The sequence below is a fragment of the Qipengyuania aurantiaca genome (genome assembly GCF_019711375.1).
GTDB classification, from domain to species: Bacteria; Pseudomonadota; Alphaproteobacteria; order Sphingomonadales; family Sphingomonadaceae; genus Qipengyuania; species Qipengyuania aurantiaca.
Genome location: NZ_CP081295.1, coordinates 777,900 through 793,607, shown reverse-complemented (window position 1 = coordinate 793,607; position 15,708 = coordinate 777,900). Strand labels below are relative to the sequence as shown.

9 protein-coding genes are annotated in these 15,708 nt (G+C 62.1%); 7 read left to right on the top strand and 2 right to left on the bottom strand.

Annotated elements, in window-relative coordinates:
- The first annotated feature begins 141 nt into the window (after window positions 1–141).
- From K3148_RS03925 to K3148_RS03905, 5 genes are all read left to right on the top strand, one after another.
- The gene (locus tag K3148_RS03925) at window positions 142–2,004 is read left to right on the top strand and encodes a DUF294 nucleotidyltransferase-like domain-containing protein (protein ID WP_221426017.1); all 1,863 of its coding nucleotides are present in this window, start codon (window positions 142–144) and stop codon (window positions 2,002–2,004) included.
- A gap of 127 nt (window positions 2,005–2,131) precedes the next feature.
- Complete coding sequence (locus K3148_RS03920) at window positions 2,132–2,671, top strand: 3'-5' exonuclease (RefSeq protein WP_067672175.1); 540 nt, start codon at window positions 2,132–2,134, stop codon at window positions 2,669–2,671.
- A 98-nt stretch (window positions 2,672–2,769) separates the two neighbouring features.
- The gene (locus tag K3148_RS03915; RefSeq protein ID WP_067503060.1) at window positions 2,770–3,048 is read left to right on the top strand and encodes a DUF4212 domain-containing protein; all 279 of its coding nucleotides are present in this window, start codon (window positions 2,770–2,772) and stop codon (window positions 3,046–3,048) included.
- A 10-nt stretch (window positions 3,049–3,058) separates the two neighbouring features.
- Entirely contained in the window at window positions 3,059–4,834 is a 1,776-nt protein-coding gene (locus K3148_RS03910; protein ID WP_221426016.1) for a sodium:solute symporter family protein, read from the top strand.
- 104 nt (window positions 4,835–4,938) lie between these two features.
- Window positions 4,939–8,301, top strand: coding sequence for a PAS-domain containing protein (locus K3148_RS03905; RefSeq protein WP_221426015.1), 3,363 nt, complete (start codon window positions 4,939–4,941; stop codon window positions 8,299–8,301).
- Here K3148_RS03905 and K3148_RS03900 read toward each other — a convergent pair.
- Window positions 8,271–8,906, bottom strand: coding sequence for a response regulator transcription factor (locus K3148_RS03900; protein ID WP_221426014.1), 636 nt, complete (start codon window positions 8,904–8,906; stop codon window positions 8,271–8,273). The two genes, K3148_RS03905 and K3148_RS03900, sit on opposite strands and share 31 nt — an antisense overlap.
- A 5-nt stretch (window positions 8,907–8,911) precedes the next feature.
- Entirely contained in the window at window positions 8,912–10,843 is a 1,932-nt protein-coding gene (gene acs, locus K3148_RS03895; RefSeq protein WP_221426013.1) for an acetate--CoA ligase, read from the bottom strand.
- A 144-nt stretch (window positions 10,844–10,987) separates the two neighbouring features.
- Between acs and K3148_RS03890 the strand changes: the two genes are divergently transcribed.
- Together K3148_RS03890 and K3148_RS03885 are read left to right on the top strand one after the other, a co-directional pair.
- The gene (locus tag K3148_RS03890; RefSeq protein WP_221426012.1) at window positions 10,988–12,376 is read left to right on the top strand and encodes a DcaP family trimeric outer membrane transporter; all 1,389 of its coding nucleotides are present in this window, start codon (window positions 10,988–10,990) and stop codon (window positions 12,374–12,376) included.
- A 597-nt stretch (window positions 12,377–12,973) separates the two neighbouring features.
- On the top strand, window positions 12,974–15,640 hold the full coding sequence (locus K3148_RS03885; RefSeq protein ID WP_221426011.1) for a DEAD/DEAH box helicase family protein: 2,667 nt from the start codon (window positions 12,974–12,976) through the stop codon (window positions 15,638–15,640).
- Window positions 15,641–15,708: the final 68 nt, after the last annotated feature.

The following is a 15,708-nucleotide window of genomic DNA, read 5'->3' as shown; positions in this document are numbered from 1 at the left end:
AAAGCGGACCTGCAGAACTGCTCCGGTAATCGGCACCGCCAATGTCGGACCCTGGATTGAAAGTGGTCCCTCTGCTTTACGCGGGGCCTTTGCTACCAAAGTCTCTGACGACTTGCGGCAAGCAGGTGCTAGCATAGGGGCATGAATAGCGAACTGGCTTCGATCGAGACCTTCCTCAAGACCGTGCCTCCGCTCGATCGCCTCGATGGCGAGCGCATCGCCGCCCTCGCCCGCAAGATCAGCGTGCGATACTTTCGTGCGGGGCAAACCATTCTCGAAGCCGGTTCGCACAACGAACATCTGTTCATCATTCGGTCGGGCGCGGTGGAATTGCGGCTGGCGGGCGAAGATCTGACCGCGCGCATGGAGCTGGGCGGCTTGTTCGCTTACCCTTCGCTCTTGCGCGGCGGTGAGGTGCGAAACACGACCGTTGCCCTCGAAGATACGCTCGCCTACCTCCTCCCCGCGGCCGAATTCCACCGCCTACGCGACGGATCGCGGGAGGTGCGCGACTTCTTCGCCGAGAACGAGAGCGAGCGGCTGCGCAGTGCCGTGCGCGACCTCTCGCAGAAGCGCTCCAATATCCTCGAAGAAACGAGCATTGCCGGACTTCAGAGGCATCGCCCGCCGGTCTCGTGCCAACCGGAAGACCGGATCGCCGACGCCGCGAAGACCATGAGCGAACACAATGTCAGCACGCTGGCAGTGTGCGAGAACGAACGGATCTGCGGCATCCTGACGGACAAGGACCTGCGCAACCGCGTGGTTGCGGCGAGGATCGATCTCGATACGCCCGTAAGCGAAGTCATGACGCCAGACCCCGTGTTGCTGCCTGAGACCGCTAGCCTGTCCGAGGCAATGGCCCGCATGACTGCTGGCGGTTTTCGCCATGTGCCCGTCGTTTCAGCCGAGGGCGATCTGCGCTCCATCCTGAGCGCCACCGACATCCTCGCCTTCCTCGGCGACAGCACGATCGATACCGGTACGAAAGTGGCGAAGGCCCGCAACCGCGAGGCGCTGATCGCAGCGGCACAAAGCATCCCCGAAGGCTTCGCGCGGATGGAATCGAGCGGTTTTCACGCGAGCCACGTGATGCGCTTCACCTCCGCGCTCGGCGAAGCCGTCCACCGGCGCGCAGCCGAGCTCGCCGAAATCGAGCTAGGACCGCCACCCTGTCCCTACGCGCTGCTCGTCTTCGGCTCGCTGGCCCGCGGCGAGCAATTGGTAGGGTCGGACCAGGACAACGGCCTCATTCTGTCCGACGATGTCGACGCGGCTGGCGAGAGATATTTCGAAGCTTTCGGAAAATGGCTTTCCGACCTCCTCCACGAATGCGGCTTCGTCTATTGCAAGGGCGGCATCATGGCGAAGAATGCCGCGCAGCGCCTCACGCTTTCAGGGTGGCGCGACCGGTTCGGCCAATGGATCAGCGAACCGGACGAAGACCGCATCCTGCGCGCAACGATTTTCTTCGACATGCGCGTGGTGTCGGGAAATATTGAACTTGCCCGGCAGCTCCGCGACGACGTGCGGCAGAAGGCCAAATCCAATTCGCTCTTCCTAAGCTATCTTGCCCGCGATGCCCAGCGCACCCGCATCCCATTGGGCATTTTCCGCAATCTGGTGCTCGAGAAATCGAGCGACGGCCAGAAGGTCTTCGATGCCAAGAAGCAGGCGATCCTTCCAATCATAGATATTGCCCGCGCGCTTTCGCTGGCGGAAGGAAGCCCTGCCGTCGGAACTCTCGAGCGGCTGGAATGGCTCGCCGAAACCGGCCACATGGCTCGAAGCGATGCCGACAGCCTGAGAGATGCGATGCTGTTCGTGAACGAACTCAGGATCGCGCACCACGCAGAGCAACTGCGCAGTGGCAAGGATCCCGATAATGCCATCGCGCCCGGAGAGCTTTCGCCGCTTGAGCGCGACTATCTCAAGGACAGCTTTTCCGTAATTCGCGACGGGCTGGAATCGGTGAAGCGCAACATGGCCGGCGGCATTGTTTGAGCGCGTCCACCGCTGGCGGTTCGAGCGAGCGCTGCGCGCGTGCCAAGAGAGCGGAATACCCGCTCTGGAAGCCTACTCGGCTGCCTCTTGGCCTTCATCAGATACGCCCGTTCTGGAAGCGCCGCTGATGGCGCTCGACTTCGAATTGGACGGCCTTGCACGCGGCGCGCATGTGTTGCAGGCCGGTTGGGTCGCAGTGAGCTACGGAGGCATCGATCTTTCTTCGGCGCGAAGCACCGACGTCCGCAGCTTGCGACAGCTCGACGATCAGGCAGTGACCGTTCACGGGATCGGAGAGCAGCGTGCGCGCGGCGGCGCTGCCTTGCTGGACACCGTCGATCTTTTTCTGCGCGAATTCGCCGGGAAGATCATCGTTGCGCATGGGGCGAGCGTCGAGCGTGATGCCATTGCCCGCATTTCCAAAGCCGCCTTGGGTCTCGCCATTCCGGTCAGGACCGTCTGCACGCTGGCGCTCGAACGCAAGCTGAAGCCCAATCTGCCGGGCGGCGAGGCCTATCGCCTCGCCGCAACCCGCGAACGTTACAATCTGCCAGCGCACGATCAACACGACGCGCTGGCCGATGCCATTGCGGCTGCAGAGCTGCTGCTCGCCCAGTTGTCGCGAATGTCGGCGGACACGCGGCTTGGAGCCATCGAAAGCCATTAGACTAATGTCGCGCTCGTCGCGGTGACATGGCCTGCCTAGCCTTGCTTTGAAGCTCCCGAATCTACGGGCGGCGAACAGAGAGAGAAAAGGGGGAGGCGATGGCCGACGAGACAGACACCCACACCACCAGCGAAGCGGAGGGCGCCTACTGGCGCGACAATATCCGCCTGCTGGTCTCACTCATGGCGATCTGGTTCGCCTGCTCCTTCGGGGCCGGAATCCTGTTCCGCGACTTCCTCGACCAATTCATGCTCGGCGGATACCCTCTCGGCTTCTGGTTCGCCCAGCAGGGCTCCATCTACATCTTCATCGCGCTCATCGTTTTCTACGTCGTCCGTATGAAGGCGCTCGAGCGCAAGTACGATCTCGACGACTGAGGAGGCGATTATGGACACACAGACCCTGATCTACATTTTCGTCGGCCTCAGCTTCGCGCTGTACATTGGTATCGCGATCTGGTCGCGGGCCGGTTCGACGAAGGAATTCTACGTTGCCGGCGGCGGGGTGAACCCGGTCGTGAACGGCATGGCAACCGCCGCCGACTGGATGAGCGCGGCTAGCTTCATCTCGATGGCGGGCCTCATCGCCTTCCTCGGCTATGATGCCAGCGTCTACCTGATGGGCTGGACCGGCGGCTACGTGCTGCTTGCCCTCCTGCTGGCGCCGTACCTGCGCAAGTTCGGCCAGTTCACCGTCCCTGATTTCATCGGCACGCGGTACTATTCCAAGACCGCGCGAGTGGTGGCGGTGATCTGCCTGATCTTCATCAGCTTCACCTATATCGCAGGCCAGATGCGCGGCGTGGGGATCGTGTTCTCGCGCTTCCTCGACGTGCAGATCTTCTGGGGCGTCATCATCGGCATGGGCATCGTCTTCGTCTACGCCGTGCTCGGCGGGATGAAGGGCATCACTTATACGCAGGTCGCGCAATACTGCGTGCTGATCTTCGCCTACATGGTGCCGGCGTTCTTCCTGAGCTTCATGATCACGGGCAACCCGATCCCGCAGATCGGCCTGGGTTCGACGGTGAACGACGGGTCCGGCCTGTACGTCCTGCAGAAGCTCAATCTCGTGCTGAGCGACTTGGGTTTCGGGGAGTATACCGACGGGTCGAAGAGCATGATCGACGTGTTCTGCATCACGCTTGCGCTGATGGTGGGCACGGCGGGTCTCCCGCATGTGATCGTGCGCTTCTTCACCGTTCCCAAGGCGTCGGATGCCCGCAAGTCGGCTGGCTGGGCGCTGGTATTCATCGCGCTGCTCTACACTACCGCACCCGCGGTCGGTGCCTTCGCCCGGATCAACTTCATCGATACGGTGAACGAGACCGAGTATTCGCAGGCTCCCGAGTGGTTCAAGAACTGGGAGCGCAATGACCTCATCGCCTTCCAGGACAAGAACGGCGACGGCGTCATGCAGTATCGCAACGGTGATGCCTTCGCAGGCGCACCGGAATTCGGTGAAGGCACTGGCGCCTCGGGCGAACGCATGGTGACCAATGCGCCGGTCGCCGACAGCGAGAACGAGATCTATGTCGACCGCGACATCATGGTCCTCGCCAACCCCGAGATCGGCAATCTGCCGGGATGGGTGATCGCGCTGGTTGCAGCCGGTGGCCTAGCCGCAGCCTTGTCGACGGCAGCGGGCCTGTTGCTGGTGATCTCCAGCTCGGTCAGCCACGACCTGCTCAAATCGACCTTCAAGCCGGACATATCGGAGAAGGGCGAGCTGATGGCAGCGCGAATTGCGGCAACAGCGGCGATCGTGGTGGCAGGTTATCTCGGCATCTATCCGCCAGGATGGGTGGCGCAGGTGGTCGCCTTTGCCTTCGGCCTTGCCGCTGCCAGCCTGTTTCCGGCCATCTTCATGGGCATCTTCTCGAAGTCGATGAACAAAGAAGGGGCGATCGCGGGAATGGTCTCAGGCCTCGCTTTCACCTTCAGCTACATCTTCTACTTCAAGCTGATGAACCCGGAAGCGAACGTGGCGGAGAACTGGCTCTTCGGCATCTCTCCCGAAGGCATCGGCGTGGTCGGCATGGTGCTGAACTTCGCCATCGCCATCGCGGTCTCGAAGATGACGGCCAGTCCGCCGGTCGAGATCAAGAAGCTGGTGGACTCTATCCGCGTCCCGCGCGGAGCAGGGGAAGCCCACGCCCACTAAGCCCTTCGTGGCTCTCACAGAAGAGGGGCGGCACCGCGCGGTGTCGCCCTTTTCTTTGCAAGTTCACGGCCTTGGGTTAGGCTGGCAAGCGGAGGGAGGATGAGATGCTGTTTGGTGCAGCAATCCTGGCGGCTACGCTTTATCTCGCGCTGCTATTCTGGCTGGCTGCGCGGCAGGACCGGCTCGGCCAGTCGGGGCACGCGCTTTCCCGGCGCAGGCGCGACTGGATCTACGGCCTCAGCCTCGCGGTCTACTGCACCAGCTGGACCTTTTTCGGCGGGGTAGGATCGGCGGCGAGTGCGGGCTGGCACTACCTGCCCATCTACCTTGGACCGATCCTCGTTTTCACAGTCGGCTACGGATTGGTGCGGCGCATCCTCGCGCAGGCGAAGGCGCAGCATTCCACCTCGATCGCCGACTTCCTTTCGGCCCGTTACGGCAAGAGTGCACTGGTTGCGGCGCTGGTGACGGTTATCGCCACCATTGGCTCGCTGCCATACATGGCGCTGCAACTCCAATCGGTCGGCGCAACGCTGCTTGCCCTCGATCCCGACCTGCAATCCAGCGTTTCGGCAGATGAACTGGTCCTGCTCGTGGCGGGGAGCATGGCATTGTTCGCGATCCTGTTCGGTTCGCGCAGGGGAGACAGCGCCGGCGACAATGCGGGGCTGGTCCTCACGATCGCCGTCGAATCTGTCGTGAAGCTTCTCGCATTGCTGGCTGTGGCAGCCTTTGCCCTAATGCTCATCTTCGCCACGGAAAGCACCACGATGGCCGGGGCCTCGCCCTTTTCCGCCACGCAGATCGATGCCCGCTTCGCCATACTGACGCTTATCGCAGCTTGTGCCGCGCTATGCCTTCCGCGGCAGTTCCACATGACCTTCGTGGAGGCCCAGACCGACCGGGCAAGCCACACGATGCAGTGGCTCTTCCCTGGCTACCTCCTGCTGACCTCTCTGGTGATTGTCCCGATCGTGTTGGCGGGCCTGGCCATCCTGCCAGCGTCCACGCCTTCGGACATGATCGTGATGGCCCTGCCGCTGGCCAGGGGGAACGAGGCTCTCGCACTGTTCGTCTTTATCGGCGGTTTCGCGGCTTCGACCGGCATGATCGTGGTCGCCAGCGTGGCGCTCTCGGCCATGATTACGAACGACCTCGTGTCGCCGCTTGTATTCCGGCGAGAGCTGCGCGGGCGAGGGGACCGTTCCCGGCTTGCGACCCGCCTCCTCATGGTACGGCGCCTCGTCATCGCGGCGCTCCTGTTCTTCGCCTACCTGTTCTATCTGGGCTTCGGTGCCGCCGCGAACCTTGCTGGCCTCGGTACGCTGGCCTTCGCAGCGATGGCGCAGTTTGCGCCCGGGCTGGTATTGGGCATGGTCAGCCGCCACGGCAACAAGGTCGGCATGGTCTGCGGGCTGGTCGCGGGCTTCGTGTGCTGGCTGACGTTGCTCATCCTTCCCTCGGCGACAGGACAGGCCCCGCCGCTTGCAATCCATCCCGATATGCTCGTTTCAGGCGTGCTCCTCAGCCTCGGCGCCAATGTCGCTGCCTATTGGACCGGTTCCGCTTTCGGCCAGGAAACGCTTGTGGATGCCGCGCAGGCTGCGGCATTCGTGGGCATGACACCCCCGGGTACGCGCCCTTCTTTCGCAACCAGCAAACGCGTCGGCGACATCCGTCTCCTGCTCGCGCAATTCGTCGGCCAGAAGCGGGCGCTCGAAACCCTCGGGGACGCCTATCGCGACGACGCGCCTGCCGACCAGGAAGTGATGGCGCTTGCCGAGCGCACTATTGCTGGGGTCGTCGGAACGCCGTCGGCCCGGATGCTGATGGCGAGCTGGTCACAGGGCGACCCGGTGCCACTGGAAAAGGTCGTCGCCATGTTCGACGAGACCAACCGGCGCCTGACTTTCAGCGGCGCCCTGCTCCAGCTCGCGATCGAGAACATCGACCAGGGCGTGGCGCTGGTGGATGCCGACATGAACCTCGTGGCATGGAATAGCCGCTATCAGGAAATGTTCGGACTGCCCGACGAACTGGCCAGTGTGGGAACGCCAATCGCAGAGCTCATCCGCTTCAATCTGCGGCTCGGCGGCACTGACGAAGACGAGATCGAGCGCCAGATCGCGCGCCGCCTCGACCACATGCGGGCAGGCAGGACGCACCGCATGGAACGCGAGCAGCCCGACGGGCGCATCATGCTGATCGTCGGCAATCCGGCACCGGGCGGCGGCTATGTGACCAGCTACAGCGATGTGACGGCAGAGCGCCGGGCCGAGCAGGCGCTCGAGCAGAAGGTCGCGGAGCGTACGCGTCAGCTTATCGAGGCAAACGAGAAGCTCGAAGCTGCGACCCAGTCCAAGACGCGCTTCCTTGCTGCTGCCAGTCACGATCTGATCCAGCCGCTCAATGCGGCGAGGCTGTTCGCCTCCGCTCTCGGCGAGGAGGTGCGCGGACGCGACCAGCTCGAGCGCCTCGTCAGGGATCTCGACGGTTCGATTTCCTCTGCCGACCGCCTGATCCGCGCGCTGCTCGATATCTCCAAGCTCGACGGCGGCGGGATCGAGCCGAAGCTCGAACCTGTCGCGCTCGAGGAGATCTTCCGCGAGATCGAGCGCGAGTTTGCCGTGCAGGCGGAGGAAAAGGGGCTGCGTTTCCGCTGCGTGCGGACGAGTGCGTGGTTGCATACCGACCGCGCCCTTCTGGCGAGCATTACGCGCAACCTCGTGAGCAACGCTGTGCGCTACACCGAAGAGGGCGGGGTCCTGCTCGGCGTGCGCAGGGATGGAGAGGATATTTCTCTATGCGTCTACGATACCGGTCCGGGGATCGCGGAGAAGGATGTCGAGCGGCTGTTCGGCGAGTTCCAGCGCGGCGCCTCGAGCAACCGGGAAGGCCTCGGCCTCGGGCTTGCCATCGTGCGCAGGATCGCCGCGCTGCTCGACGTCGAAATCGTCACGCGCTCGGTGATCGGAAAGGGAAGCCGCTTTTCCGCCAGCCTGCCGGTCCTGCGCTGGCAGACGCGGCCCAAGGCCAAACCGAAGCGGCGCGCCTCGGCGATTGCGGATGCAAGGGTGCTGGTGGTCGATAACGATCCCGCCGCTCTCAGCGCGACATCGACCGTGCTTTCGAAGTGGGGCCTTCAGGTCACCTGTGCCGGCAGTCTTGCCGAGGCGCGGGCCGTATGTCCGGCAGCACCCGATATGGCAATCATGGATTTCCGCCTGGACGACGATGAACGTGGTGACGGTGTCTACGATGCGCTGACGAAGGAATGGGGGGTGCGGCCTCCCGCGATCCTGCTCACCGCGGAGGCAGGCGAGGAGACCGAAGCTGCGGCGAAGCGGATGGGCGCGAACCGGTTGCTCAAACCGTCTTCGCCGGCTGCGCTACGGGCCCTGATTTCCGATTGCATCGCCCGGGCGCAGGCAGGCGGTCAGGCCTCGGCCGGATCCGCCGTGTCCTGATCGACGATAAGCTTGCCGGCCAGCAGGACGGCCTGTGTGCGATTGACCACGCCTAGCTTGCGGAAGATCGCCGTAATGTGGGCTTTCACGGTCGCTTCGCTGATATCGAGCTCATAGGCGATCTGCTTGTTCAGCAGGCCCTCGTTGAGCTGGCCGAGGATGCGACGCTGCGCCGGGGTGAGTGACGCGATGCGGGCGAGGTCGTCATCGGTTTCGTCTTCGCTGTCGGGAAACCAGCGGTCGCCCTCGCGGACGCAAGAGAGCGCCTCGCGCATTTCGTCGAGGCTGGCGGATTTCGGGATGAAGGCTGCAGCGCCAAGCTGGTTGGCCGCGGCATACACCCTCGGGTCCTCGCTTGCCGACACAATGATGACCGGCAGGGCGGGATGATCCTGGCGGAAGTCCATCAGCGTCGAAAGACCGTTCGAATCCTCCATGTGAAGATCGAGCAACAAGGCTTCCGCCCCCTGCTCGACCTCGCGGCGCGCTTCTCCCGCGCTCGACGCTTCGACGATCTCCGCATCTGGCCACACCTTGGCCACCGCATGGCTGAGCGCCGTGCGGAACAGCGGGTGGTCGTCGGCGATGATGATGCGCTGGGCCATGATGCTCAGCGGTTCTGCCGTCCTTCGATCAACCGATCAACAAGGCTTGGGTCCGCCAGTGTGGAAGTATCGCCCAGCGAACCATATTCGTTCTCCGCGATCTTGCGCAGGATCCGGCGCATGATCTTGCCGCTCCGCGTCTTGGGCAGGCCGTCGGTGAACTGGATATGGTCGGGCGAGGCGATCGGGCCGATTTCCTTGCGGACGTGGCCGCGCAGTTCGGCATAGAGCTCGTCCGAACCCTCTTCGCCGGCGTTCAAGGTGACGTAGCAGTAAATGCCCTGTCCCTTGATATCGTGCGGGTACCCGACGACCGCAGACTCGGCGACCTTCGCGTGGCTCACCAGCGCGCTCTCGACCTCGGCCGTGCCCATCCTGTGGCCCGAGACGTTGATCACGTCGTCGACGCGGCCGGTGATCCAGTAATAACCGTCCTCGTCGCGGCGGCAGCCGTCTCCGGTGAAATACTTGCCTTCGTAGGTGCTGAAATAGGTCTGCACGAAGCGCTCGTGATCGCCATAGACCGTCCGCGCCTGCCCGGGCCAACTATGCGTGATGCACAGATTGCCCTCGGTCGCGCCATCGAGAACAGCGCCCTCATTATCGACCAGCTGCGGCTGGATCCCGAAGAAGGGCAATCCCGCGCTACCGGGTTTCATGTCATGTGCCGAAGGTAGCGTGGTGATCATCACCCCGCCGGTTTCGGTCTGCCACCAGGTATCGACGATCGGGCAGCGCTTCTCGCCGACAGTCTCGAAATACCAGCGCCAGGCTTCCGGATTGATCGGCTCGCCCACGGTGCCGAGCAGGCGGAGCGAGGACCGGTCGTGCCTGGTCACGAAGTCGTCGCCCTCGCGCATCAGCGCGCGGATCGCCGTGGGCGCAGTGTAGAGGATGTTGACCTTGTGCTTCTCGACCACCTCCCAGAAGCGGCTGTGATCGGGATAGCTAGGCACGCCCTCGAAGATGACCTGTGTCGCTCCGTTCAGGAGCGGGCCGTAGGCGATATAACTGTGGCCGGTGATCCATCCGATATCGGCAGTGCACCAGAACACTTCGCCGGGCTGGTAATCGAATACGTAGTTGAAGGTCGTGGCGGTCCAGACGCCGTAGCCACCGGTCGTGTGAACCACGCCCTTGGGCTTTCCTGTAGAGCCCGAGGTGTAGAGGATGAACAGCGGGTCCTCCGCGTTCATTTCCTCGCACGGGCAATCGGCATCACTGGCAAGCTCGTGGTACCACTGGTCGCGGCCGGCTGTCATGGCAATCTCGCCGCCGGTATGGCTAACGACGAGGACGCCTTTGACGCCCGTGTCCTCGCCTAGCTGGTCGAGAGCAGCATCGACATTGGCCTTGAGCGGCACGCGCTTGCTTCCGCGCAGGCCCTCGTCGGCAGTAATCACGAAGCGGCTGCCGCAACCCTCGATCCGGCCGGCCAGCGCCTCGGGTGAGAACCCGCCGAACACGACAGAGTGGATCGCGCCCAGCCTTGCGCAGGCGAGCATCGCGGTGACGCCCTGCACGACCATGGGCATGTAGATGGTCACGCGCTCGCCCTTGGTGACGCCCAGCGCCTTGAGCGCATTCGCCATCGCGACAACTTCAGCGTGAAGCTGGCGATAGGTGAGGGTGCGACCGGGGCTTTGCGGATCGTCGGGTTCGAAGATCAGCGCGGTTTCATTGCCGCGCTCTGCCAGGTGGCGATCAACTGCATTGTGGCATAGGTTGAGAGTGCCGTCGGCGAACCAGCTGATCTCGACCGGGTCAAAGGACCAATGGCCGGCCCTGGTCGGCGCGCACGTCCAGTCCAGTCGCTTTGCCTGTTCGAGCCAAAAACCCTCGCTGTCCTCGACCGAACGGCGGTACAGCTCGTCATACTGTTCCGGCGTGCAGTGGGTTTCGGTGGCGTCGCTGATCCGGTGAACTGCATTGAGCATGGTCGGTCTCCCTTTCCCGACTCGGAATAGCACTAGGGCAAGGGGCTTCGCTGTCAGACCAAGGTCTTACGACTATCTGCCGATTTATCCTTCCTATGATGGAGGTGCATTGTCCCTCCCCATAACAAACGAGGGAGATTGGACATGCTTGGCTGCAAGGTAAGGAAAGGATTTCGCGTAGCTCTTCTGGCGGGGACCTGCCTCGCGGCGACGCCAGCCGCAGCGCAGGACGCAGAGTTCGAAGCGCGGCTCGACCGGCTCGAGACGCTGGTCATGGGGCTGATCGAACGACTCGATGCGCAGGAAGGCCAGATGGAGGCCAACCAGGCCGAAAGCGCTGCAGCGGCCGAGGCGGCCCTCGCCGAAACCAGGGCAATGCAGGCACGCCAGGAAGAGCTTGCCGCGCAGATCGAGGAGCCCAAGAAGCAGGAAGACAAGGGCTTCCGCGTCGGCAACACCACGGTTTCCTATGCCGGATACGTCAAGCTTGATGCGATTTCCCAGCGCACCAGCGGCGGGCAGGTCGCCTCGGGCAGCATCGTGCGCGATTTCCTCATTCCCGGCGTCATTCCGGTCGGCGGGGAAGCCTCGGGCTGGGATACCGATTTCAACGCCCGCCAGTCGCGCTTCATCTTCAAGACGTCGACCGACGTTGGTGCCGAGCACAAGCTTAACTCGCAGATCGAGCTGGACTTCATGGTCACGCCGAACGGCGACGAGCGCATCTCCAACAGCTACCAGCCGCGCCTGCGTCAGGCCTTCATTACCTATGACAACTGGCTGTTCGGCCAGACGTGGTCGACTTTCCAGAACGTCGGCGCGCTGCCTGACAGCCTTGATTTCATTGGAACGACGCCTGGCACGGTCTTCGCGCGCCAACCCATGGTCCGCTATACCAATGGCGGGCTGATGCTGGCAGTCGAACAGCCGGAAACGACTGTGACGACGCCTGCGGGTGGCCGTCTGCTGGCCGGTGACGACACGCTCCCCGACTTCGTTGCCCGTTACAATCTCGGCGGTGACTGGGGCTCGATTACCGCTTCAGGCATTCTGCGCAACCTGCGCATTACCGATGACGACTTCGGTACCGGCGAGGACAGTGCAGTCGGCTACGGCTTCAGCCTGTCGGGCAAGATCGCGCTTGGCGCCAAGGACGACCTCCGCTTCATGGGCACGGTCGGCGACGGCCTTGGCCGTTACATCGGTCTCAACATCGTCAATGACGCGGCGCTCGACGCCAACGGAGATCTCGACCCGATCTTCACCTATTCGGGTTTCGCTGCCTATCGCCACCTATGGTCGGACAAGCTTCGCTCGAGCGTGGCTGGGGCCTACTTCAAGGCGGACAACCCGGTCGTGCTCACCAGCGGCGCGGTGACCGACGAAAGCTGGAACGTGCTGGCAAACGTCATATACTCGCCGTCAAGCCCGATCGATATCGGCCTCGAATACATGTACGCCGAGCGCACGCTCGAGAGCGGAGAGTCCGGAAACCTGCAGAAGGTCCAAGTTTCGACCAAGTACTCCTTCTAAAGGTCATCCGAAATCAAGCGGGCCTTCAGTTCGCCAATCCTACCCTTGCGAGGAGCTTGGAAAGCGGTCGGTGAAACCGCATTATGAAAGCGATCACCGCTTCTGTATTTGTGGGCCGCCTTTGCAACTGAGGGTAATAGGAGCGCGATTGCTGAAGTGCTCGGGCCTCATCGATATGCAGCTTTAGGGCCGAACGCGGTTGTGCGTCGATGTACGTTTGCGCTCATTTGGCCGACACTTCGCTCTCCGCGCATTTTTAACTCTGCACACCTGTCGCGATCTGCGTCGTGAGCGGACTCTTGTTAGTAAGTAGCTACAGGACCATGATCGCGATCACCGATTACGCAACGTCCCCGAAGCCAGGCGCTCATCATCAATTCTGAGATGCCGCAATCGGGTTGCCAACGAATGTCCGCTTTGCCGTAACTGGCAACCACCAGCGGACGGTCCGGTAACGGCCCAATTTCAGTCATCCAGCGAGACTAGCCCTCAAGTCAGATTTGGGGCCGTAAGGAGACAGTCAGCTTTGCATATGCCGAGTGCAAATAGCTGACATCGCGATAGGCGAATTCCGCGAACGGCGCTAACCCATACGACATGCTCAAGGATATGAACTTCAAAGGGACCTGGCGCGACTATCAGGCGAGGGTCCTTGAAGAGATGGACGAGCATTTTGCTGACGATAGACTGCACGTTGTTGCAGCTCCTGGCGCTGGAAAGACCGTTCTCGGGCTCGAGATCATGCGCCGGATCGGAAGGCCGGCTCTGGTATTTGCTCCGACGATCGCCATTCGCGAACAGTGGGCACACCGTCTTTGCCCGCTGTTTCTAGACATCCCACCTCAAGCTGCAGAAATCTCTCGCGATCTGGAAAACCCCCAGGAACTGACACTGGCGACTTACCAGTCGCTCGATAGCCTGCGTCGCGGTGAGGAACTCGATGCTTTGATTGAAAAGCTGAATGGTCGAGGATCGCTGACGCTGGTTCTGGACGAAGCACATCACCTGCGCCGGGAGTGGTGGAAATGCCTCAACGAGCTGGCCAACCGGCTAGAGCATGTTCGTCTGGTCGCGCTAACTGCAACGCCGCCTTATGATGCCAGCTTCGCCGAATGGTCTCGCTACGAGGAACTGTGCGGGCCGATAGACCTCGAAATCGGCATTCCCGAACTGGTGCGCAATGGCGATCTATGTCCTCATCAGGATCACCTCATCCTGTCGGAACCGACCGAAGATGCTCTGGCGCAACTCGATAGAAGGCGGGCGGCCATCGGTTCGCTGCACATGGAATTGCGCGAAGACGACGGGTTGCTGGACTGGCTGGCAGAACACCCCTGGCTCACTGAATCGGAAGCACATGTCGAAAAGATCCTCGAAGCGCCCGAGATGCTATCGGCAGCGCTCGTTCTGCTGGCATCAGCCGGACGGGAACTGCCCCGCCCCCCGCTCAAGCTCCTCGGCGTGTCGACGCGCAATGTGCCGCAGCCATCGCTGTTCTGGCTCGAACGCTTTCTGGACGGAGTGATATCGCAACAAACGGCCTCGTTTCCGCTCGATCCGGCGCGGCTCAAGAGCCTGTGCGATCGGCTGAGCCGTCATGGCCTGATCGAAGGCGGCCGGGTTCGTCTGCAGCACACACGTTCAGTGTTCAAACTGATGGCCTCCAGCCTCGCAAAACTGGATTCGATTGTGGACATTGCGAAAGCAGAACAGTCTGCGCTGGACGACGATTTGCGCATGGTCGTATTATCCGATCATATTCGCGCTGGTGAGCTCCCAAACCGTCCGGATGCAGAGTTTAAGCCTGCCAAGCTCGGCGTAGTGCCAATCTTCGAAAAACTGCGGCGCTCAGGCATCGCCGATGATTATCTCGGCGTTCTGACTGGTAGCCTGGTCATCCTTCCAAAGCGCGCCCTGCCGAAGCTCGACCGGGTCGCCGCAGACTTGCACATCGATCCTGGCAAGTTTCGAGCAAGCGATCTGCCGGGTTGCCCGGAACACGTGCGTATCGAATGTAGGACCGGTGGCACCGCTGAACTGGTCCGCCTCGTCACGGCTTTGTTCACACGCGGCTTCATTCGCATACTCGTTGGCACGCAGTCGCTACTCGGCGAGGGATGGGATGCGCCAGCGCTCAACAGCTTGGTACTTGCGAGCAATACGGCTTCTTTCATGCTGTCCAACCAGATGCGCGGACGAGCAATCCGGATCGATCCGGCTAGGCCCGACAAGGTAGCCAATATCTGGCATCTGGCGACAGTCGATCCGGAAGATCGCGAAAGTTGGGATGCGGTTGTCTCGACATTCAACTGGGGCTTCCTCAACGATGGAGGGGCACCCGGATTGTCCGACATCGAGGTGGTCGCGCGCCGCTTCAAGGCGTTTGAAGGCATTTCCAATGGAGCGTCTACCCTTATCGAAGACGGTGTTGCCCGCCTGGGCCTCGATCCTTCAAAACCGGCGGCATTCGCGAACCTCGCGACATTTGCAGCCGCAGCGGACCGTCCAGCCATTGCAGAACGCTGGAAGGTTTCGCTCGGTGAAGGGGCCGAGCGAGCGCAGGTGCGCGAAACTGCGGCTCCCCGTTACGCACCGCGAGCGCTAAGCTGGTTCGACACTTTGCAGGCTCTAGGTTGGAGCGCGGCGGCTAGCGGAGCATTTGCAGCGGCCAACGAACTGCGGGGACCTGCATCCTACGAAGGAATTGGGGTCATCGCGATGGGGCTTGCCGGTGTTGCCACGCTCGCAAGCCTGCCCCGTCTGGCAAAGGCTGGGAGGCTTGCTTGGCGCAACGGTTCTTTGGAAAGCAGTCTGGAAGCGGTAACCCTTGTCGTCTTGAGGTCGCTGTTCGATGCCGACGTCATTAGCGAGCGCGAACAGGATACCGCGCAGGTCGAAATCCGCACAAGCTTGGACGGGCGCAAGGATATCGTCCTGACCGGAGTGAGCCGGGCCGCCGAACGGCAGGTCATGCAGGCGATCGCGGAAATTCTCGGACCGGTGCAGAACCCACGATACCTGCACGTGCGCAATTCATGGCTCGGCATAAAGAAGCGGGTTGATTACCACGCCGTTCCCGCTGTGCTCGGTGCTCGCAAGGAAAATGCCGAACGATTTGCTGAACTCTGGCGTAGGGATGTTGGCTCATCAAAGCTCGTGTTCACACGGACTGCGGACGGCAGACGAACTTTGCTGCGAGCCAGAGCGACCTCATTCGCTGCAGGCTTCCAGCGGATCGTGGATCGGCGGTCTGTATGGCTATAGGGATGCCACCAAGGGTGGGTCTGCTTCTTGCCAGATTTTCGCAAAAGCAGAACTTCCGCTAACGACCC